Origin of the sequence: Bradyrhizobium sp. DOA9 (genome assembly GCF_000617845.2) — a bacterium.
Lineage (GTDB): Bacteria > Pseudomonadota > Alphaproteobacteria > Rhizobiales > Xanthobacteraceae > Bradyrhizobium.
In genome coordinates this window covers 3,955,740-3,976,325 of sequence record NZ_DF820425.1, presented here as the reverse complement: position 1 = coordinate 3,976,325, position 20,586 = coordinate 3,955,740, and the positions used below count along the sequence as shown (strand labels likewise).

General features: G+C 65.7%; 17 protein-coding genes. 9 read left to right on the top strand and 8 right to left on the bottom strand.

Annotation, left to right across the window (positions count from 1 at the left end; all coding sequences use genetic code 11):
* The first annotated feature begins 123 nt into the window (after positions 1-123).
* Both BDOA9_RS18425 and BDOA9_RS18420 read left to right on the top strand, forming a co-directional pair.
* Complete coding sequence (locus BDOA9_RS18425; RefSeq protein ID WP_025035437.1) at positions 124-1,023, top strand: LysR substrate-binding domain-containing protein; 900 nt, start codon at positions 124-126, stop codon at positions 1,021-1,023.
* A gap of 126 nt (positions 1,024-1,149) precedes the next feature.
* Positions 1,150-1,446, top strand: a complete 297-nt coding sequence (locus BDOA9_RS18420; protein ID WP_025035436.1) for a hypothetical protein — start codon at positions 1,150-1,152, stop codon at positions 1,444-1,446.
* A gap of 41 nt (positions 1,447-1,487) precedes the next feature.
* Here BDOA9_RS18420 and BDOA9_RS18415 read toward each other — a convergent pair whose 3' ends face one another.
* From BDOA9_RS18415 to BDOA9_RS18380, 8 genes are all read right to left on the bottom strand, one after another.
* On the bottom strand, positions 1,488-2,984 hold the full coding sequence (locus BDOA9_RS18415; RefSeq protein WP_025035435.1) for an amidase: 1,497 nt from the start codon (positions 2,982-2,984) through the stop codon (positions 1,488-1,490).
* 17 nt (positions 2,985-3,001) lie between these two features.
* Positions 3,002-3,799 carry an FAD binding domain-containing protein gene (locus BDOA9_RS18410; RefSeq protein WP_025035434.1) on the bottom strand — a complete coding sequence of 266 codons (798 nt, stop codon included), beginning with the start codon at positions 3,797-3,799 and terminating at the stop codon, positions 3,002-3,004.
* Positions 3,800-3,810: 11 nt separating this feature from the next.
* Positions 3,811-6,198: a xanthine dehydrogenase family protein molybdopterin-binding subunit gene (locus tag BDOA9_RS18405; RefSeq protein WP_025035433.1), complete on the bottom strand. Its 2,388-nt coding sequence runs from the start codon at positions 6,196-6,198 to the stop codon at positions 3,811-3,813.
* 2 nt (positions 6,199-6,200) lie between these two features.
* The gene (locus BDOA9_RS18400; RefSeq protein ID WP_025035432.1) at positions 6,201-6,692 is read right to left on the bottom strand and encodes a (2Fe-2S)-binding protein; all 492 of its coding nucleotides are present in this window, start codon (positions 6,690-6,692) and stop codon (positions 6,201-6,203) included.
* A gap of 21 nt (positions 6,693-6,713) precedes the next feature.
* Complete coding sequence (locus BDOA9_RS18395; protein WP_025035431.1) at positions 6,714-7,820, bottom strand: ABC transporter ATP-binding protein; 1,107 nt, start codon at positions 7,818-7,820, stop codon at positions 6,714-6,716.
* Positions 7,817-8,713: an ABC transporter permease gene (locus BDOA9_RS18390; protein ID WP_025035430.1), complete on the bottom strand. Its 897-nt coding sequence runs from the start codon at positions 8,711-8,713 to the stop codon at positions 7,817-7,819. Before BDOA9_RS18390 ends, BDOA9_RS18395 begins: the two co-directional genes overlap by 4 nt.
* Positions 8,710-9,594: an ABC transporter permease gene (locus BDOA9_RS18385; RefSeq protein ID WP_025035429.1), complete on the bottom strand. Its 885-nt coding sequence runs from the start codon at positions 9,592-9,594 to the stop codon at positions 8,710-8,712. Before BDOA9_RS18385 ends, BDOA9_RS18390 begins: the two co-directional genes overlap by 4 nt.
* 77 nt (positions 9,595-9,671) lie before the next feature.
* Complete coding sequence (locus BDOA9_RS18380; protein ID WP_025035428.1) at positions 9,672-11,021, bottom strand: ABC transporter substrate-binding protein; 1,350 nt, start codon at positions 11,019-11,021, stop codon at positions 9,672-9,674.
* Between the two features lie 1,232 nt (positions 11,022-12,253).
* On the opposite strand from BDOA9_RS18380, the gene BDOA9_RS18375 reads away from it, so the two are divergent.
* The 7 genes from BDOA9_RS18375 (at position 12,254) to BDOA9_RS18345 (ending at position 20,561) form a co-directional block, all read left to right on the top strand.
* Positions 12,254-13,504, top strand: a complete 1,251-nt coding sequence (locus tag BDOA9_RS18375) for an ABC transporter substrate-binding protein (protein WP_025035427.1) — start codon at positions 12,254-12,256, stop codon at positions 13,502-13,504.
* Positions 13,505-13,628: 124 nt separating this feature from the next.
* Complete coding sequence (locus tag BDOA9_RS18370; protein WP_025035426.1) at positions 13,629-14,456, top strand: helix-turn-helix domain-containing protein; 828 nt, start codon at positions 13,629-13,631, stop codon at positions 14,454-14,456.
* Between the two features lie 195 nt (positions 14,457-14,651).
* Positions 14,652-15,662 (top strand): branched-chain amino acid ABC transporter permease, encoded by a 1,011-nt coding sequence (locus BDOA9_RS18365; RefSeq protein ID WP_025035425.1) that lies wholly within the window; start codon positions 14,652-14,654, stop codon positions 15,660-15,662.
* A gap of 1 nt (position 15,663) precedes the next feature.
* Positions 15,664-16,746, top strand: coding sequence for a branched-chain amino acid ABC transporter permease (locus BDOA9_RS18360; protein ID WP_025035424.1), 1,083 nt, complete (start codon positions 15,664-15,666; stop codon positions 16,744-16,746).
* A complete protein-coding gene (locus BDOA9_RS18355) occupies positions 16,739-17,521 on the top strand; it encodes an ABC transporter ATP-binding protein (RefSeq protein WP_025035423.1) in 783 nt (260 codons plus the stop codon). The genes BDOA9_RS18360 and BDOA9_RS18355 overlap by 8 nt, the downstream gene beginning before the upstream one ends.
* Entirely contained in the window at positions 17,514-19,724 is a 2,211-nt protein-coding gene (locus tag BDOA9_RS18350; RefSeq protein ID WP_025035422.1) for an ABC transporter permease, read from the top strand. Before BDOA9_RS18355 ends, BDOA9_RS18350 begins: the two co-directional genes overlap by 8 nt.
* Positions 19,725-19,727: 3 nt before the next feature.
* Positions 19,728-20,561 (top strand): phosphoenolpyruvate hydrolase family protein, encoded by an 834-nt coding sequence (locus tag BDOA9_RS18345; RefSeq protein ID WP_025035421.1) that lies wholly within the window; start codon positions 19,728-19,730, stop codon positions 20,559-20,561.
* The last annotated feature ends 25 nt before the right edge of the window (positions 20,562-20,586 follow it).

Below are 20,586 nucleotides of genomic sequence, written 5' to 3'. Positions count from 1 at the left end.
GGACCAGGTGCACACACATATGCACTCCGACCGGGATGCGCGTTCAGAACGCAACGCCGGGCACTGCCGCTTGGCGGCCGGTAGCACGGAACTTGCATAAATTCTGGGCGACATGGACGCCGCATGAACCTCATCAGCCTCGACATCCGCATGCTCCGGTCGCTGATCTCGGTGGTCGAGACCGGCAGCATCACCGAGACCGCGCGCCGGCTGGGCCGCACCCAGCCGGCGATCACGCTGCAATTGCAGCGGCTGGAGGAATTGACCGGCAAGCAATTGTTCGAGCATGGCGGCCGCAGGCTGACGCTGACCGACGACGGCACCACCGTTCTCACCTACGCCAAATCCATCCTGCGGTTGCATGACGAGCTGATCTCGCAATTGGCGTCGCAGGAGATCGAGGGCCAGGTCGTGCTCGGCACGCCCGACCTCTATGCGGCGTTCATGCTGCCCTCGATCCTCAGCGTGTTCCGAAAATCCTTCCCGCGCGTGCAGGTCGAGCTCAACTGCGCCCTGTCGACGCCGCTGGTCGGCCTGGTCAAGCGCGGCGACGTCGATATCGCGCTCGTCACCCGCATGAACGATTTCACCGGCGGCCAGGTGGTGCGGCGCGAGCAATTGGTGTGGATGACCGGCGAGCAGTCCGCCGCGCATCAGGAGCGTCCGATTCCGCTGGCGCTCCTGCCGCCCGGCAACATCTATCGCGACTACGCCATCGACACCCTGGAGCGCGCGAACTTGCGCTGGCGCATCGCCTGCGTCAGCGAAAGCGTCGGCGGCCTGCAGGCCGCGGCCTTCGCCGGCATGGCCGTCACCGTGCTCGGCCGCAGCGCGCTGGTGCCGGCGATGCGCGAGATCGGGCCGAACGAAGGCCTGCCCCCGCTGCCGAAGATCGAGCTCCTGCTCTACAAGTCGAGCGGCGCGACCTCGAAAGCGGCAACCGCGCTGCACGATTATCTCGCGCATTATCTGCGGCTCGACGAAGAGCTGAGCGGCCGCGGCGCGCCGATTGAGCTTTCCTGAAGTGTATCGCAGAGGTGGTCAAAAATGAGCTTCGTTCTTGATCCGGTTCATAAGTACGCCCTAGTCCAGCACCGGCCCGGTATGCTTTGATGCGTGGCGCAGGAACCGAGACGCAAGGGTGGCCTGATGTTCATACTCATTCGGAAGTACACCAAGGTTCGTTCAGTCGCGGATGCTGCCCGCCGCGCCAAAAGCGGCGTCGGTCAGATCCTGAGAGAGTCGCCCGGTTTCAAGTCATATTATGTGTTGGACGGAGGCGAAGGCGTTGGTGTCGCCGTGACGATATTCGAGGACCGCGAAAGCGCCAATGCGGCGAACGCGAAGGTGATGGGGTTCATTCAAGCAAGCATGCACGACCTTGATCTTGGGGATCCCGAAATCATCGCCGGAGAAGTCTTGGTGAATATTGAGTCCGCTGCGTAGATGCTCACAAGATTTCTCGTCAGCTACCTGCGCCGGCACCGTTATCTCACGCCCTGACGAACGCCAAGGCTCTGCTCGCGCAACGCCAGTTGCGGCCAGAACTTTGCCCAGGGTTGTGCCGCTTCGAAGGCGGCGGCGATGCGGAAGATGGTGGGCTCGTCGAGCCAGGGCGCGACGATCTGCAGCCCGATCGGCATTCCGTCGCGGTCGAAGCCGCACGGCAGCGTCGCGGCCGGAAGGCCGGCGAGATTGATCGGCCAGGTGAAGGGCGACCAGCCGAGATGCGGGTCGACCTCGCGGCCGTCGATCGTGCCGACGCCGATCTGGCCGGCTTCGAACGCGGTCACCGCGACGGTCGGCGTCACCAGCGCATCGACGCGCTCGAACAGCTTGACGAAGGCGTTGCGCGCCTGCCCGCGGCGATAGCCCGCTTCGATATAGTCCGTGCCGCTGTAGCGCCGCCCGACGCCGACGACATCGCGATAGGCGGCCTCGGAGCCGGCGAGATCGGCCGCGCTCTTGCCCGCGACGGCCGCCGCCTGCTCGGTGAAGGCGATCGGCTTCAGCGTATGCTCCAGAATGCCGGGATCGAGCGTGGGGCCCTCCATGGTGACCTGCGCTCCGCAGGAATCGAGAATGGCGAGCGCCCTGCCGAATGCGGCCGTCACGTCGGGACTGACGGCGGCATAACCGAGATCGACGCTGGCGGCGATGCGAATGCCGTTCAGCGCTGCGGCGTCGATATCGAAGCGGCGGGACGGCACGGGAAGGCTTGCGGCATCGCGCATGTCGTAAGCAGCGATGATCTCCAGCGTCAGCGCAGCGTCTGCGACCGTACGTGTGATCGGCCCGGTATGCGCAAGCGAAGCCCAGGACGGCGGCGAGAAGCCGGGCGAGCGCGGGACGAGACCGAAGGTCGGCTTGAGGCCGAACACGCCGCAGAACGACGACGGCACGCGGATCGAGCCGACGCCGTCGGTGCCGATCGCGATCGGGCCGCAGCCGGCGGCAACGCCGGCCGCCGCGCCGCCGCTCGATCCGCCGCTGGTGCGGCCGGGATTCCAGGGATTGCGCGTGGTGCCGGTGACCGGGCTGTCCGCCGTGAGCTTGTAGCCGGACTCGCAGGTCGTGGTCTTGCAGGTGATGATGGCGCCGGATGCTTTTAACGCGGACACCACGGCGGCATCGACCTCGGGCACGAACGCCGTATTCATGGGCGAGCCGGCATAGGCAGGCACCCCTGCGACGAAGACGAGATCCTTGATCGTGACGGGCACGCCGGCCAGCGGACCCATGACTTCGCCCGCGCGCATCTCCTTGGTGAGACGATCGGCCTCCGCCCTCGCCTGCTCGTACATCGGGGTCACGATTGCGTTGCAGGCTTCGTTCGTCGCCTCCAGCGCGGCGATGGTGTCGTCGACGACATCGCGCGGCGTGAATGCCTTGCGCCGATAGCCGGCCACGATCTCGGTTGCAGAGAGCGCGCCAAGGCCAGTCGGCGCCGGCGGGAAGGCCGTTCGGCCGGAACCATCAGTCATCATGAACCCTAAGAGAGTTAGCTGAGCGCCGCTTCGACGGCGCGTTTGGCCATGACCGTGACGAGATGCGCACGGTAATCGGCTTCGGCATGGATGTCGGAGGTGAGGCCGTCGGTGTCGATCTTGATCGCCGCGATCGCGGACGGATCGAAATTGCCCGACAGCGCCGCCTCCATCGGCGGCACGCGGAACACGCCGGGCCCGGCACCAGTGACCGCGACGCGAACGCCGTCGGCGAATTTCGCGACGAACACGCCGACCAGAGCGTAACGCGACGCGGGGGCCTTGAACTTCGCGTACCCCGCTTTGACCGGCACGGGGAAGCGGATCGCGGTGACGATCTCGCTGGGATCGAGCGCGGTCTCGAACAGGCCGAGGAAGAACTCGTCCGCCGCGATCTCGCGTTTGCTGGTGATGACGGTGGCCCCCAAGCCGAGCACGCCGGCGGGATAATCCGCGGCCGGATCATTATTGGCGACCGAGCCGCCGATGGTGCCGCGACTGCGCACGGCGGGATCGCCGATCATCGAGGCCAGCGCTGCGAGCCCTGGGATCTTTGTCTGCACCAGCTTCGAGGCAGCCACCACCGCATGCGGCGTCATGGCGCCGATGGTGATGGTGGCGCCGTCGTCGGTGATGCCCTTGAGGTTTCCGAGCTTCGACAGATCGACCAGCGCGGATGGACTGGCCAGCCGCTGCTTCAGCGTCGGGATCAGCGTCATGCCGCCGGCGACGAGCTTGCTGTCCTCGATCGAAGTCAGGAGCTTGGCCGCATCGGGGATCTGGTCCGGCTGGTGATAGGCAAACGGTTTCATTGTTATCCTCCCTATTCCGCCGCGACCGGCAGCGACGCGTTTTGCAGCAGGCGCCAGATCCGGTTCGGAGTCGCCGGCATGTCGACATGGGTGACGCCGAGATGCGACAGCGCATCGACCACCGCGTTGATGACGGCGGCGGGCGAGCCGATGGTGCCGACTTCGCCGCAACCCTTCACGCCCATCGGCGTGTGCGTGCACAGCGTCGAGTGGGTCGCAACGTTCATCATCGGCAGGTGGTCGGCGCGCGGCATGCAGTAATCCATCAGCGAGCCCGACAGCAACTGGCCGGAACCTTCGTCATAGACGGCGTTCTCGAACAGCGCCTGGCCGACACCCTGCACGATGCCGCCGTGCAGCTGGCCCTCGACGATCATCGGGTTGATGACCGTGCCGACGTCGTCCACCGCCGTATAGTTCACCAGCGTCACCGTGCCCGTCTCGGGATCGACCTCGACCTCGGCGATGTGGCAGCCGCCGGGATAGGTGAAGTTGACGGGGTCGTAATAGGCCTGCTCCTCGAGCCCCGGCTCCAGCACTTCGAGCGGGTAATTGTGCGGCACGTAGGCTGCGCCCGCGATCTCCTCGAAGGTCTTGATGCGGTCCGTGCCGGCCACGGAAAACTTGCCGGCCTCGAACTGGATATCGGCCTCGGATGCCTCGAGCAGATGCGCGGCGATCTTCTTGCCCTTGACGATCACCTTGTCGGTCGCCTTCGACAGCGCGGCGCCGCCGACGACCAGCGAGCGCGAGCCATAGGTGCCCATGCCGAACTGGACGCGGTCGGTATCGCCGAACACGATGTCGACATTCTCGAAGGCGACGCCGAGCTTGTCCGAGACGATTTGCGCGAAGGTGGTCTCGTGGCCCTGGCCGTGATTGTGCGTGCCGATCATGACCGTTACCTGGCCGGTCGGGTGTACCCGCACCGTGGCGCTCTCATAGAGGCCGCCGCGCGCCCCTAACCGCCCGGCGAAGCGCGACGGCGCAAGGCCGCAGGCCTCGACATAGGTGGAGTAGCCGAGCCCACGGAACTTGCCCTTGCTGGCGGACGCCGCCTTGCGCACGCCGAACTTCTTGACGTCGGCCGCCACCAGCGCGCCGTCGAGACAGCCCATGGGATCGCCGGAATCGTACTGCACCAGCACCGGCGTCTGATACGGATAGGCCTCCTTCGGGATCATGTTGCGGCGGCGGATCTCGACCCGATCGATTCCCATCTCGCTGGCGGCGACATCGACGATGCGCTCCAGCACGAAGGTCGCCTCGGGCCGGCCCGCGCCACGATAGGCGTCGACCGGAACGGTGTTGGTGAAGACCACCTTCACGTTGCAGTAGATCGCCGGCGTGGTGTAGACGCCGCCGAGCAGCGGCCCATAGAGATTGGTCGGGATGTTCGGCCCGAAGGTCGAGAGATAGCCGCCCATATTGGCCAGCGTGTTGACGCGGAAGGCGAGGAATTTTCCGGTCTCATCGAGCGCGAGCTCGGCCTCGGTGACATGGTCGCGGCCGTGGCGATCGGAGACATAGCCCTCCGAGCGGCTCGCCACCCATTTCACCGGCCGCCTGACGCGCTTGGCGGCCCAGGTGATCACGGCCTCCTCGCCGTAATGGAACTGCTTGACGCCGAAGCCGCCGCCGACATCCGGCGCGACCACGCGCAGCTTGTGCTGGGGAATGTTCAGCACCAGCGCGCCCATCAGGAAGCGGACGACGTGCGGGAACTGGCTGGTGGTCCACAGCGTGTAGCGATCCGTGCCCGGCTCGTATTCGGCGATGGCCGCGCGCGGCTCCATGGGGTTGCCGATCAGGCGGTTGTTGACGAGGCTCAGCTTTGCGACATGCGCCGCCTTCTTGAACGCAGTCTCGACCGCGGCCTTGTCGCCGAGCTCCCAATTGCAGCAAATGTTGTTCGGCACGTCGTCGAACAATTGCGGCGCGTCGGGCCTGACGGCTTCCAGCACGCCGACCACCGAGGGGAGCACCTCGTAGTCGACCTTCAGCAGGTCGGCCGCCGCATTGGCCTGCTCCGGCGTTTCCGCGATGACGAAGGCCACCATGTCGCCGACGAACCGCACCTTGTCCTGCGCCAGCATCGGGAACGGCGGCTCCTTCATCGGCACGCCCTTGGCATCCGTGATGCCCCAGCCGCAGGGCAGCGAGCCCAGCCCATCATCGGCGACATCGTCGCCGGTCAGGACCGCGATGACCCCAGGCGATGCCAGCGCGGCACTCTTGTCGATCCCGCGCAGCACCGCGTGGCCGTGCGGCGAGCGCACAAACACGCCGGCGGCCATACCGGGGCGCTTGATGTCGGAGACGTAATTGCCACGGCCGGTGAGGAAACGCTGGTCCTCTTTCCGTTTCGGTGCGGCGCCGATGCCGATCACATTGCCCATGGTCACTCTCCCTTGGCGGCGTGCATGGCGGCAGCACCGGCCATCACCGAGATGACGATGTTCTGGTAGCCGGTGCAGCGGCAGATATTGCCTTCGAGGCCGTGGCGGACATCGGCCTCCGTCAGATCCGGCTTCTCGGTCGCAAGCGCGACGGCCGTCATCAGCATGCCCGGCGTGCAGAAGCCGCACTGCAGCCCGTGATGCTGGCGGAAGGCCTCCTGCATCGGATGCATCTGGTTCGAGCCTGGGTCGCCCGTCAGGCCCTCGATCGTGAGCAGTGTCGCACCGTCGAGCGCGGGCGCGAGCAGCGTGCAGCTCTTCACCGGCAGGCCGTTCAGATGCACGACACAGGCGCCGCACTGGCTGGTGTCGCAGCCGATATGGGTGCCGGTGAGATGGAGCTGCTCACGCAGAAGCTCGGCGACGAGTGTTGCCGGCTCGACGTCCACGCTTGTCGGCCGTCCGTTGAGGGTGAAGGATATCTGCACGGTCATGCTCCTGTGCGCGGCGGGTCTTCAGGCGAGTGGAAGTGCGCTGCCGGTGGCCCACGTGGCCATCACGACATCGCCGACGGTGAAGGGATCTGCAAAGAAGGTCTTTTCCGGCACATAGGCGACGAACTCGTCGTCCGGCACGGTGTCGAGCATGACCTTGACGAAATAGCCCTGGTATTCGATGGCGAGCACCCGGCTCGGCAGCGACGCGGTGCAGCCCGGCGGCAGCTCCCTGCCGGGCCTCACCAGCGCGACGTCGTCGCGCCGCACGGCGATATCGACCTTGTCGCCGACGCTGACGGTCGGGCGGGCCTGAAGCGGCACCTCGATGCCCGAGGGAGCCGCCTGCGCGAGCGTGAAGCTCGCACCATTGACCTTCTCCACTCGGCCCGACAGCACGTTCTGGCCGCCCATGAACTCGGCGACATAGCGGTCGTGCGGATGGGCATAGACCTCGCGCGCTGCGCCCGCCTGCTTGATCCTGCCCTGCTCCATCACCACGACGAGATCCGCAAGCGCGATCGCCTCGAGCTGGGTGTGGGTGACGTGAATGAAGGTGATGCCGAGCTCCTGCTGCATCCGCCTGAGCTCCTGGCGCATCTGGACGCGGAGCTGCTCGTCGAGCGCCGACAGCGGCTCGTCGAGCAGCAGCACGCGCGGCTCGGTGATCGCCGCGCGCGCCAGCGCCACGCGCTGCTGCTGGCCGCCGGACAACTGGGCCGGCAGGCGGTCGGCGAAGCTCGTCAGCCGGACCTTTTCGATCATGGCATCGGCTGCGCGCAAACGATCCGCCTTGGACTGGCCGCGCACGCGCAGCGCAAAGGCGATGTTCTCCCGGACCGTCAGATGCGGAAACAGCGCGTAGGACTGGAACATCATCGCGGTGCGGCGCTGCACCGGCGCGAGCCCGACGACGTTCTGTCCGCCGATCACGATCTCGCCCGCGGTCGGGTCGTCATGGCCGGCGATCATGCGCAGGATCGTGGTCTTGCCGCAGCCGGAGGGGCCGATGAAGCAGCAATAGGCCCCATCGGCGATCTTGAGATTGACGCCGTCGACCACATTGGTCACGCCGTCAAAACTCTTGCAGACGCCTGCCAGCTCGATATCGCCGCGATCGTTCTTCATTCTTGTCCCTTTGCCCGGCTGCCGCGCTTCTTCTGGATCAGCACGATGGTGCCGAGGCTGGCACCGATCACGACGAAGGAGACGATGGTGGTCACCGTGCCCAGCGCGTAGAGCGAGGGCGATGTGACGTTCAGCGTCATGCTCCAGATTTCCAGCGGCAGGGTGTTCAGCGAGCCCGCGGTCTGCAGGCTGCGTGCGAACTCGTCATAGGACAGCGTGAAACCGAACAGCGCGACCGCGACGAGGCCGGGGGCCAGGACCGGGATCATCACCAGCCAGATCGATTGCCAGCGGCTGGCGCCGAGATCGTAAGCCGCCTCCTCCCACGCATGGTTGAAGCGCGACATCACCGCGAACATCACCAGCACGCCGAACGGCAGCGTCCAGGACAGCTGCGCGCCCAGCGCCGAGGTGTACCAGCTGGCATTCAGCCCGAGCGCCTGGAACAACAGGCCCGTACCGAGGCCGAGCACCAGGCCGGGCGCGACCAGGCTGCCGATCATCATGTAGAAGACGAACGTGTCGCCGCGAAAGCGCTTGCGAAAACCGAGCCCGGCGAGAAACGACACCACCACCGTGATGATGGTGACGATGACGGCGAGCTTGATGGAGCGGTCGAACGAGCCCTTGACATCGCCGGTGCGCACCTGGGTGAAGAGATCGATGAACCAGTGCAGCGACTGGCCCTTCATCGGGAAGACGAGGCCGCCGCGGATGTCCTGGAATGACAGGATGTAGATGCAGAACATCGGGCCGTAGAGCGCGAGCACGTAAGCCACGAACAGCGCTGCCAGGACATAGAACGTCCAGGGCCGGCCACCCTTGCTCGGCGCGATGGCTTTGGTCGTCGCGGGCGCCACGGTCCCCGGCATGTCGGCGAGAACCGCGCTCATCGCGTGATCTCCTGCCTGATATCGACGGTGCGCAGGATCAGCGCGACGATCGCGACCAGCACCAGCGTCAGCAGCACGGCGCTTGCCGCTGCGGTCGGATATTGCAGCACGCCGACGTCCTCGTAGAAGGCGCTGACCACGGAGGCGGAGCCGCCGCCGGACATCACCTTGACCACGAAGAAATCGCCCATCACGATCGAAACCACGAAGATGGTGCCGAGCGCGATGCCGCTCTTGGACATCGGCACCACGATCAGGCGCATGATGTCGAAACGGCTGGCGCCGGCATCGATCGCGGCCTCGATCAGCTTCTTGTCGATCCGCGCCATGGAATTGAAGATCGGCACGATCATGAAGATCGTGAGCTGATGGACATAGGCGATGACCACCGCAAGATCGGAGAACAGCAGCACTTCCAGCGGCTGGCGGATCACGTCGAGTGCGAGCAGCGCCTGGTTGATCAGGCCTTCCTTGCCGAGCAGCGGGATCCACGAGATCATCCGGATGATGTTCGAGGTCCAGAACGGCACGGTGCAGAGCAGGAACAGGCCGATCGCCAGCAATTGATTGCGGACGTGGAAGACCAGGAAATAGGCAACGAAGAAGCCGATGATCAGGGTGAAGATCCAGGTCAGCACCGTGAACTTGATCGTCGCCAGATACAGCTTCAGCGTCAGCGCCGAGTGCAGCACCTCGACGTAGCTCGCCAGCGTGAAGCCCGGCGTCAGGCCGCCAAAGCCGTCGGTGGCGAAGAAGCTCGCCGCCAGCACCACCAGGATCGGCGCCACGAAGAACGGCACGAGCACCAAGACCAGCGGCAAGACGTAGAGCCAGCCGGCCAGATTCGATCGCGATGGAATTGGACTTTGAGCTGGCTGCATGTCAGCGAATGCCTCGACGTCGATCTCATCCACCGGCGCGTCGCCGCGCCGGCGCCTTTCGTCAGGGAAAGCAGGTTTCAGGCCACCTTGAAGTCGTTCCAGCGCTTGTTCATGTAGGCGGCCTCGTCCATCAGCGTGTTCCAGCAGGAGATGTTCTTGACGCGGTCGAGGAACGAGCCGCCGTCGCGCTTGGTGCCGGCCTTCTCCATCGCGACGCCGTAGGGGTCGTTGACCACCTCCGGCGCAGGCTGGCCCTCGTACCAGAACGCCCATTCCGCCGGGGTGAGGAATTTCTTCGCGGTCGAGGGCACCGGGCTGTAATAGCCGTAGCGCGCGACGAAGCCGCCCTGCCAGCCCGAGAGGTACCAGTTGAGATATTCGTAGGCGGCATCGAGCTTCTTGCCCGAGAGGTGCTTCATCAGGCCCATGCCGTTGCACCAGCCGCGATAGCCTTCCTTGCCGTTCTTGACGTTGACGGGCGCGTAGACGCAGGGAATTTCCTTGACGCGGACGGCGGCCACCGCCGGCGACCACATCGACTGGATGATCACCTCGCCCGCCGCCATCAGCTGCACCGACTGGTCGAAGGTGGTCCAGGTCGCGCGGAACTGGCCCTGCTTCTTCAGCTCGATCAGCTTGTTGCAGGTGAAGTCGATCTCCTCCTTGGTCATGTTGCCCTTGTTGCCGTACTTGATCAGGCCGGCGCTCTCGAAGCAGAGCGCAGCGTCCATGATGCCGATGGCGGGCACGTCGAGGATCGCGGCCTTGCCCTTGAACTTGGGATCGATCAGGTCCTTCCACTCGGTCACTTCGTGGCCGACGAGATCGGGGCGATAGCCGATCGAGTCGGCGTTGTAGACCTGCGGCAGGAAGGTCGCCCATTCGGTGACGCCGTCATTGAGGTCGGTCGCGTCGGGCTTGGCGATGTACATGGCTTCAAAGGGCGAGATGCCCTGGCGCGGGATCTTGTGGCCGTCGATCTCGCCTTTGGTGAAGATCGGCAGGATGTTGTCGAACTCCTTGATCTTCTTGACCTCGATGCCCTGGATCACGCCGCGCTTGGCCGCCAGCTTGGCCTGCCAGCCCTCGAGATCGGCGATGTCGACCGTATTAGGCTGGCTTATGAAGCGGTTGATGGACGCGGAGGTGTCGAGGTTCTGCATCGTCACCTTGAAGCCGAGGTCCTTGGCGGCCTGGTCGCCGATCGCCTTCACCACCGAATAGGAGACGCCGACATGGCGCAGCTCGATATCCTTGATCTCCTGCGCCCAGATGGTCGGGAAGCCGCGAATTGCGTCGGAGCCTGCGGCTGCGCCCGCAATTGCTGCGGCACCCTTCAACAGCGTGCGGCGGCTCAGCTTTTTTGCCTCCCCCGGATTCGTTCCGGCGTGGCCGGCAGCGGCATTCCCCTTATCCCTGTCAAGCATGGCAACCCTCGTTGGTTACAATGAGCGGCCGCAACGATCTTCAGCGATCCCTGCGGATGTGATCAGTTGCGCGTGAGGCTATGGGCGGGATTTTGCGAAGTAAAATTGGAAGTAAAAATTCGCGACATAAGCGCGACTAATGACTCATCGCTCTGCATTTCATCTCGGCACGCAGCTCAGGAAGGCGGCAGGCGGTATACCGGGCGCGACGAATGCAAGCTTGATGATCTCATCAGTTCGGAAACTCGTTCGTCTGCTGGCGACGCGGCTGCGCGTTCTCGCGGCTGATTTCGCCCGAGCTTTGCTTGGCCTCGCCGCTCTCCAATCCAAGAGGGCGCAGGGAAGGCCGGGTGCCGACATGACACCCGCGGTCTGCTGCGCAAATGCACACGCAGGAAAACCGCACAGCAGCATACAGGTGGTGCCGATCACTCGGCCTTCCCTGCGCGATGGTCGGACGGCTTATGCCGCGCTCTCCCGGGAGCCGAACTTTCCTTCTGGCCTCCCTCGCCCCGCGAATTTGAATGATGCCGTCCGCCCGGTTGGGCTCGCGCACATCTCCGCAGACAGCTTGACCGTAGCAACGACGGCCAGGACCACACGGTTTTGCCGTACGCACGGCCCGCCATTTCGCCGCAGTATTCCCTGACACCGTCGACAGCGCCGGAAACTTACAAACGAGACGAAGCCTGGCAGCGCCGTTCGTCCGCACGCGGGTTTCGGGCTCACAGGGACTACCCGCCCTGCCCGCCCCATCTCGTGCCGACGCTGCCGCGTCCACCGCAAGCCCGGCTCGCGAACAAGACGACCGCATGATCGCCCCTCAAGAATGAGCCGGGATGAGCGAAACATACGCCAAAACCGAATTTCGGTAAAGCGGAATATTTTTGCGCCGACGGGTTGACAGCCGGACGAAACAGACCGGCACGGGAAGCCGCGCGTGGCCTTGTCCGCTCGATGGCGCCGATGCGCGCAAGAGCTGTCGAGAAAGTCCAGGAGAGCACGACGCAGATTTCCGCCCAGGACATTTTTGCGACGCGGCGCTGCTGCACCGCGAAAATCACTCGCGCCGCAACATTCAAAAATGAGACTGCCAGTCAAGCCGAGCGAGGCCGCGATGGGTGCAGCGCAGGCGACTTCGGTTAGCTTTCCTCCAAAGCCGCGGGCTCCGAAAGCCACGGGCATCGTACGGTTCGTCGCGGCAACAAGCGATGACAGAAGGGGAGGAGCACATGTCGAAATGCAGCATCGGACTGCTCGCGTTGAGCAGCCTGTTTCTTTCGGGCGCGGCGATCGCCCAGGAAAAGATCAAGGTCGGCGTGACCGCGACGCTCGAGGGCACCTACACGGTGCTCGGCGAGGACGGCATGCGCGGCCACCAGACCGCGCTCAACGTGCTCGGCAAGAAGATCGGCGACAAGGAACTCGAATTCATCGTCGCCTCGACCGACGCGACGCCGGACTCGGCCGTGCGCGCCGTGCGCAAGCTGATCGAGCAGGACAAGGTGCAGATCCTGCTGTCGCCGCTCTCCGGCGACGAAGGCATCGCGGTGAAGAATTTTGCCAAGACCCATCCCGAGCTGACGTTCATCAATGCCGCATCCGGTGCGCAGGAGACGACCTATGTCGACCCCGCCCCGAACTTCTTCCGCTACAACATGGACGGCGCGCAGTGGCAGGTCGGCCTCGGCAAATACGCTTATGAAGAGAAGAAGTATCGCAAGATCGCGACCGTCGGCGAGGACTATTCATTCATCTACACGCAGGTGTTCGGGCTGGTGCTCGAGTTCTGCGGCGCCGGAGGACAGGTCACCAACCGGCAATGGGTACCGCTGGGAACGAAGGACTTCGCCTCCGTCATCGCCGCCCTGCCGGACGATGTCGACGCCATCTATCTCGGGCTCGGCGGCGCCGATGCCGTCAACTTCCTCAACCAGTATCAGCAGGCCGGCGGCAAGGCGCATCTGATGGGCGGTTCCATCATGATCGACCAGACCATCCTGTCGTCGAAGGGCAACGCCAAGAACGCGCTGATCGGAACCATCGCGGCGAGCGGACAGGCCGACACCTGGGAGGATCCGGGCTGGCAGAAATTCGTGAAGGCCTATCAGGACGCCTTCCCCCCCAACAAGCGCTTCCCGAGCCCGTCGCTGCTCGCCACCAACTACTACGATTCAACCATGGCGCTGATCCTCGCGCTGCGTCAGGTCAACGGCGATCTCTCCAACAACCAGGCGAAGTTCCGGGAGGCGCTGGCGAAGATCGAGCTCGACGCGCCGAACGGCAAGATCAAGCTCGACTCCAACCGCCAGGCGATCGGCACCAACTTCGTCACCGAAGTCGTCGACGACGGCAAGGGCGCGCTGTTCAGCAAGGTCGTGAAGGTGATCCCGAACGTCAACCAGACGCTCGGCTACGACCCGGCCGTGTTCTCCAAGATCGGGCTGCCGAGCCGTACCGTGCCCGAATGTAAGAAGTACTGACGCATCCCGTCAGGTAGACGCAACCGGGGAGCGACTCGCTGACGCGGTCGCTCTCCGCTCTTGCAATCTCCGCGGCATTGTTGAAGGCTGGCCGAAAAGACAAGAATATCCGGGAGGGGAAGGCATGAGCCGTGCGCTCGCCGTCTTCCATGGCCGCTTCGGCCGGGCGACGGTTTATCAGTTGAACCGCCCTTTCAATATCCACGCCCATCGCGAAGGTCATCTGATCTTCCATGTCGGCGGCATGCCGGCATGCATCGACGTCTCCGACGGGCATTACGATCTCAACGAGACGTCGGTCGTCGCCGTCAATCCCTGGGAACCGCACAATTTCCTGCCGACCGATCTCGACGGCGGCGCGATCTTCTTCGTGCTCTATGTCAACGCCGAATGGTTTGCGCCGGATGCCTCCGGCTCCGACCGGTTGCGCTTCGGCCGCACGCAGTTCAGGCGCACCCCCGCGCTCGACAAGCACATCAGGCGGACCGCCGCGCTCGTGTGCGGCGCACCATCGCTCTCCAGCCTCGATTCCGAGCTGCGGCGGCTGATCGACATCTGCTACGACGAAAGCTGGCAGCAGGCCGAGATCGCGCGCGATCCGCGCGCAGGCGGCGCCGTCACCGACTTTCGCGTGCGCAAGTGCATCAAGATGATGTCGGAGAGCCCCGGCGCCGAAATCGAGCTCGACACCATCGCGCGCGAATCCGGCCTGTCGCGGCCGCATTTCTACCGGCTGTTCCGCGTCCAGACCGGCGTCACGCCGAACCTCTATCTCAACACGCTGATCATGGAACAGGCGCTCGAAGCACTGGTGGCTAGCGAGGTGCCGATCGCCGACATCGGCTTCGACCTCGGCTTCTCTTCGCAGAGCGGTTTCACCCGTTTCTTCGCTGCCAATGTCGGGATGGCTCCGACCGATTATCGCCGCGCCGCCAAGGTTTTGCGCGCCTGAGCGCAGGCCACGAAAAGATACTCACGATCAAACGTCGCCCTCACCGCCTGGCTAGGATGCCGGCAACGCGATCCCGAAAGAGGATCGCGACCGACGGGAGCGCACGTTCATGGCGAGGCTAGCGGCCGACACAAGGCTGCCTGACCTGATTATGTTGGGCGTAAGGGATGCGCCCTGGCCAAGCGGGTGGCGCACATGAGCCGCTTCGTCGAACGCCATCCGGCCTGGGCGCTGGTTACGATCATCGCAGTTGCGGTCGCGCTTTGGCTGATCTTCGCGGTGTGGCCGCCGGGACTGGAAGAGGCGATCGGCCGCAAGCGCGTCTTCCTCAACGCGGTGTTCAACGGCATCACGCTCGGGGGCCTCTACTTCCTGGTCGCCAGCGGCTTCACGCTGATCTTCGGCCTGATGCGCAACGTCAACCTCGCGCACGGCTCGCTCTATCTGTTCGGCGGCTATGTCGGCTACGCCATCAGCTCATCGACCGGCTCCTGGATCCTCGGCTTCGTCGTCGCCTTTATCCTGACGGCCTTGGTCGGCGTGCTGCTGCAGGTGATCGTGTTCCGCCGGATGGAGGGCCAGGACCTCCGGCAAACGATGGTGACGATCGGGCTGTCGATCGTGTTTGCCGATCTCATGCTGTGGGCCTGCGGCGGTGACTTCTACCAGATCCAGACCCCGAACTGGCTGATCGGTCCCATCGAGCTGCCGCTGGTCACGGCGATCAAATCATCGGGCGAGCCGGTCTATCTCAGATATCCCATGGTGCGGCTCGTGATCTTCATCGCGTCCGTGATCATCGGCGTCGCGATGTGGCTCGCGCTCAACCGCACCCGGATCGGCATGATCATCCGTGCCGGCGTCGACGATCGCGACATTCTCGCCGCGACGGGGGTGCGCATCCAGCTCGTCTTCGTCGCCGTGTTCGCCTTTGGCGCGGGGCTTGCGGGCATCGCCGGCGTGGTCGGCGGCACCTTCCAGTCACTGTCGCCCGGTGAGGACATCCGCTTCCTGCTGGCGTCCCTCGTCGTCGTGATCGTGGGCGGCATGGGCTCGATCCCCGGCGCGGCGCTCGGCGCGCTCATCATCGGCCTCGCCGAGCAGCTCGGCTCGGTCTACATCCCGACCTACGCCATCGTCGTGACGTTCCTGATCATGGTGCTGGTGCTGGCGATCCGGCCGCAAGGCCTGTTGGCGAGGCGCTGAGATGTCGCTCGCCCACGATGCCCCCGTCACCGTAGGCCGCGCCACCAAGACGCAGCGCCCGGCCCGGACCTGGCCGGAGATCAACAACCCCGCCGCCTGGGCCGTCGCGGCCATCCTCCTGATCATGCCGCTGATCGCGAGCAGCTTCTTCCTGATCGAGATCTTCGCCACCACGCTGATCCTCGGCACCATGGCGCTGAGCCTGATGTTCCTCGCCGGCTATGGCGGCATGGTCAGCCTGATGCAGCTCACCATCGCGGGCTTCTCGGCCTATATGGTCGCCGTGTTCGGCGTCAGCGGCAACGCCAATATCAGCCTGGGCTGGCCGTGGTGGCTCGCCGTGCCGATGGCGCTGGCGCTGGCGACCGCCTTCGGCACGCTCGGCGGCGCGCTCGCGGTGCGCACCGAAGGCATCTACACCATCATGATCACCCTCGCCATCGGCGCCGCCTTCTACTATTTCACCAACCAGAACTGGGCGATCTTCAACGGCCATACCGGCATCAACAACGTGGCCACGCCGCGCTTCTGGGGCGTGAACTGGCGCGCCGACATTCCCTTCTACTATGTCGTGCTCGCGGTCGCTGCGCTCTGCTACTTTGCGGTCGAATATGTCTCGCGCGCCCCGTTCGGACTCGCGCTGCAGGGTGTGCGCGACAATCCGCGGCGCATGGCGGCGCTCGGCTTCAACGTCAATGCGCACCGCGTCGCCGCCTATGCCTTCGCCTCCTTCGTCGCCGCGTTGGCCGGCGTGCTCCAGGTCTGGAACTATCGCCAGATCTCGCCGGGCTCGGTCAGCGTCGGCGCCTGCATCGACGTGCTGATCATCGCCGTGGTCGGCGGCATCACGCGCCCGATCGGCCCCTACATCGGCGCGCTGATCTTCGTGCTGCTGCGGACCTTCGCGCTCGACTTCCTGGTCCGGCTCGGGCTCGACGGCAACCGCTTCCGCCTGCTGATCGGGCTCGGCTTCCTCGCCATCGTGTTCTGGTCCTCGGACGGCGTCATCGGCCTCTGGCAGCGCTGGCGTCAGCATCAACGGCGCGAGGTGGGCCGCGCCAGTGGAGGGGGCCGCCATGGATAGCGTCGCCCAGCGCCTCTCCGCCGTCGGTGCCGGCGCGGCACTGGAGCTGCGCGGCGTGACGCGGCTGTTCGGCGCGCTGGCGGCGCTGACCGACGTCACCATCACCGTGCGACCGGGCGAGCGGCGCGCCGTGCTCGGCTCGAACGGCGCCGGCAAGACCACGCTGTTCAACTGCATCACGGGCGACTTCCCGCCCTCCTCCGGCACCATCCGCTTCTTCGGCGAGGACGTCACGCATTTCCCGCCCTATGAGCGCATCCGCCGCGGACTGCGCCGCACCTACCAGATTTCGGCGCTGTTCCCCGGCCTTACCGTGCAGGACAACGTCTATCTCGCCTGCCGCGGCGTCTCGCGCGGACGCTTCTCATTCCTGCGTCCGGGACAGAACGATGCCTTGATGCATGCCGCGGACAACCTGGTCCAGGCCGTGCATCTGTCCGCCGTGAAGGACCAGCGCGTGGCCGAGCTCGCGCACGGCCAGCAGCGCCAGCTCGAGATCGCGCTGGCGCTCGCCGGCGCGCCGCGCTTCGTGCTGTTCGACGAGCCGGCCGCGGGCCTCTCGCCGACGGAGCGGGCCGAGCTGATCGAGATCCTGACCTCCCTGCCCGCCCATATCGGCTACATCATCATCGAGCACGACATGGACGTCGCGCTGCGCGTCGTCGAGAGCGTCACGATGATGCACAACGGGCGTATCTTCAAGGAGGGTCTGCCGCAGGAGATCCAGTCCGATCCTGAAGTTCAGGAGCTCTATCTCGGAGGCGGCCATGAATGAGGTCCGCCGCAGCGGTGCCGCACTCGAGGTCCGCGGCCTCGACGTCTACTATGGCCACTCCCACGCGCTGCAGGGCGTCGACCTTACGCTGGAGAGCGGCGTGTTCTCGGTCGTCGGCCGCAACGGCATGGGCAAGACCACGCTGTGCAAGGCGATCATGGGGCTGGTCGCCGTCAGCGGCGGCTCGATCCGGGTCCGCGGCGAGGACATCACCCGGCGGCCGCCGGCCCAGATCGCCCGGCTCGGCGTCGGCTACGTGCCGCAGGGCCGCCGGCTCTGGCGCTCGCTCAGCGTCGACGAGCATCTGCAGCTCGCCGCTGGCCTGCGTTCGGGCGCCTGGACCGTCGAGCGCATCTACGACACGTTCCCGCGCCTCGCCGAGCGCAAGGGCCACGGCGGCGGCCAGCTCTCCGGCGGCGAACAGCAGATGCTGGCGATCTCGCGCGCGCTGCTCACCAACCCGCATTTGCTCATCATGGATGAGCCGACCGAAGGCCTCGCGCCCGTCATCGTCGCGCAGGTCGAGGAGATGCTGCTGCGACTTGGCGAAGACGGTGACATGTCCGTGCTCGTGATCGAGCAGAATATCGGCGTCGCCACCGCGATTTCGCGCAATGTCGCGATCATGGTCAACGGCCGCATCAACCGCATCATCGATTCCGCGCGCCTTGCCGCGGACCGCGAGCTGCAGCAGCGCCTGCTCGGCGTCGGACTTCACGCGGAGCTCGAACCGGATATCGACGTCGCCGCGTCCGGCGCCGAAACGAAACCAGCGCCGGCGCCACGCCGCGACGGGCCGGTGCGCATCTATATCTCCAACCCGACGCTGCCGACGCGATGGTCGCAGCCGGTGCCGATCGCCCGCATCGAGGCAGCGGCGCGGACGCTCTCGACGCAGGTCGCGCGGCTCGACGAGACCGCACGGCGCAAGCGCGAGCCGGCGGCGGCGCAGGCGTCGGGCCCGCCCGTGGTGCTGGTCGTCGGCACGCTCGATACCAAGGGCCAGGAGCTGCGTTACATCCGCGACATCATCGCCGAAGGCGGCCTGCGGACCCGGCTGGTCGACGTCTCGACCAGCGGCAAGCATTCATCCTGCGATGTCTCCGCGCAGGAGATCGCCCTGAACCACGGCCGCGGCGGCTCCGCCGTATTCGGCACCGACCGCGGTGCCGCCGTCACCGCAATGGCGGACGCGTTTGCCAACTGGCTTCGGCGCCAGGGCAATGTCGCCGGCGTGATCTCTGCCGGCGGCTCGGGCGCGGCCTCGCTGGTCGCTCCCGGCATGCGCGGCCTGCCGGTCGGCGTGCCCAAGCTGATCATCTCCTCCGTTGCGTCGGGCGATGTCGGGCCCTATGTCGGCCCGGCCGACATCACCATGATGTACTCGGTCACCGACGTGCAGGGGCTGAACTCCATCTCGCGCGCGGTGCTCGCCAACGGCGCCAATGCGCTCGCCGGCATGGTCAAGGCACGGCTCGACGCGCGTGCCGGAACGGCGCGCGAGGCTGGCGGGCTGCCCGCAATCGGCATCACCATGTTCGGCGTCACCACGCCGGCCGTGCAGAAGATCGCCGCCGACCTGCGCGACGATTTCGAGTGCCTGGTGTTCCACGCCACCGGCGTCGGCGGACGCTCGATGGAGAAGCTCGTGGAATCCGGCCAGCTCGCCGGCGTGATCGACCTCACCACGACTGAGGTCTGCGACTTCTTGATGGGCGGCGTGTTTCCGGCCACCGAGGACCGCTTTGGCGCCATCATCCGCAGCCGCCTGCCCTATGTCGGCTCGGTCGGCGCACTCGACATGGTCAATTTCGGCGCGCCCGACACCATTCCCGAGCGCTATCGCGGCCGCAAATTCCACGTCCACAATCCGCAGGTGACGTTGATGCGGACGACCCCGGAGGAGAACGAGCGCATGGGCCGCTGGATCGGCGAGCGGCTGAACCAGATGGACGGCCCGGTGCGCTTCTTCCTGCCCGAGGGCGGCGTCTCCGCCCTCGACGCGCGAGGCCAGCCGTTCTGGGATCCGGATGCCGACGCCGCGCTGTTCCGCACGCTGGAGCGCACCGTGCGGCAGACCGGCAACCGCCAGCTCGTTCGCACGCCCAAGAACATCAACGATCCCGATTTCGCCGCCGCCATCGTCACCGCGTTCCGGACCCTGTTCGGGCGCACCGGGGCGCGGCGGAGAGTAGCGAGGTGACCGATGGCCAGGTTTGAACGCGCGGCGCTGCTGAAAAGGTTTCGCGACATGGCGCGTCGCGGCGAGCCGATCGTCGGCGGCGGCGCCGGCACCGGGCTCTCAGCCAAGTGCGAGGAAGCCGGCGGCGTCGACCTCATCGTCATCTACAATTCCGGCCGCTATCGCATGGCCGGGCGCGGCTCGCTCGCGGGCCTGATGGCGTATGGCGATGCCAACGCCATCGTGCTGGAAATGGCGAACGAGGTGCTCCCCGTGGTCGGCCAGACCCCGGTGCTGGCGGGCGTCAACGGCACCGATCCCTTCCGCGACATGGACGTCTTTCTCGACCAGTTGAAGGCGCTCGGCTTTGCCGGCGTGCAGAACTTTCCGACCGTCGGCCTGATCGACGGCACCTTCCGCGCCAATCTCGAAGAGACCGGCATGTCCTATGCGCTCGAGATCGACATGATCGCCAGGGCGCACGACAAGGACATGCTGACCACGCCTTACGTGTTCAGCGAGAAGGAAGCCGCTGCGATGGCGATCGCCGGAGCCGACATCATCGTCTGCCACATGGGCCTGACCACCGGCGGCACGATCGGTGCGCAGACCGCCTTGAGGCTCAAGGACTGCCCGGCGCGTATCGACACCTGGGCCACCGCCGCGCTCAGCGTCAATCCGGACATCCTGGTGCTCGCGCATGGCGGCCCCATCGCGGATCCCGCGGATGCCGATTTCATCATGAAGAACACCCGCCATTGCCATGGTTTCTACGGCGCGTCGTCAATGGAGCGGCTGCCGGTGGAGCGGGCGCTGACGGAACAGGTGCGTCAATTCAAGGCGATCGGCGCGCGATAACGCCGAAGGTACGAGGGAGGGAAAG

Bases quoted from the DNA above. Each gene is read 5' to 3' on its own strand.
- BDOA9_RS18425 (WP_025035437.1), top strand. From the start codon at position 124: ATGAACCTCATCAGCCTCGACATCCGCATGCTCCGGTCGCTGATCTCG.
- BDOA9_RS18420 (WP_025035436.1), top strand. From the start codon at position 1,150: ATGTTCATACTCATTCGGAAGTACACCAAGGTTCGTTCAGTCGCGGAT.
- BDOA9_RS18415 (WP_025035435.1), bottom strand. From the start codon at position 2,984: ATGACTGATGGTTCCGGCCGAACGGCCTTCCCGCCGGCGCCGACTGGC.
- BDOA9_RS18410 (WP_025035434.1), bottom strand. From the start codon at position 3,799: ATGAAACCGTTTGCCTATCACCAGCCGGACCAGATCCCCGATGCGGCC.
- BDOA9_RS18405 (WP_025035433.1), bottom strand. From the start codon at position 6,198: ATGGGCAATGTGATCGGCATCGGCGCCGCACCGAAACGGAAAGAGGAC.
- BDOA9_RS18400 (WP_025035432.1), bottom strand. From the start codon at position 6,692: ATGACCGTGCAGATATCCTTCACCCTCAACGGACGGCCGACAAGCGTG.
- BDOA9_RS18395 (WP_025035431.1), bottom strand. From the start codon at position 7,820: ATGAAGAACGATCGCGGCGATATCGAGCTGGCAGGCGTCTGCAAGAGT.
- BDOA9_RS18390 (WP_025035430.1), bottom strand. From the start codon at position 8,713: ATGAGCGCGGTTCTCGCCGACATGCCGGGGACCGTGGCGCCCGCGACG.
- BDOA9_RS18385 (WP_025035429.1), bottom strand. From the start codon at position 9,594: ATGCAGCCAGCTCAAAGTCCAATTCCATCGCGATCGAATCTGGCCGGC.
- BDOA9_RS18380 (WP_025035428.1), bottom strand. From the start codon at position 11,021: ATGCTTGACAGGGATAAGGGGAATGCCGCTGCCGGCCACGCCGGAACG.
- BDOA9_RS18375 (WP_025035427.1), top strand. From the start codon at position 12,254: ATGTCGAAATGCAGCATCGGACTGCTCGCGTTGAGCAGCCTGTTTCTT.
- BDOA9_RS18370 (WP_025035426.1), top strand. From the start codon at position 13,629: ATGAGCCGTGCGCTCGCCGTCTTCCATGGCCGCTTCGGCCGGGCGACG.
- BDOA9_RS18365 (WP_025035425.1), top strand. From the start codon at position 14,652: ATGAGCCGCTTCGTCGAACGCCATCCGGCCTGGGCGCTGGTTACGATC.
- BDOA9_RS18360 (WP_025035424.1), top strand. From the start codon at position 15,664: ATGTCGCTCGCCCACGATGCCCCCGTCACCGTAGGCCGCGCCACCAAG.
- BDOA9_RS18355 (WP_025035423.1), top strand. From the start codon at position 16,739: ATGGATAGCGTCGCCCAGCGCCTCTCCGCCGTCGGTGCCGGCGCGGCA.
- BDOA9_RS18350 (WP_025035422.1), top strand. From the start codon at position 17,514: ATGAATGAGGTCCGCCGCAGCGGTGCCGCACTCGAGGTCCGCGGCCTC.
- BDOA9_RS18345 (WP_025035421.1), top strand. From the start codon at position 19,728: ATGGCCAGGTTTGAACGCGCGGCGCTGCTGAAAAGGTTTCGCGACATG.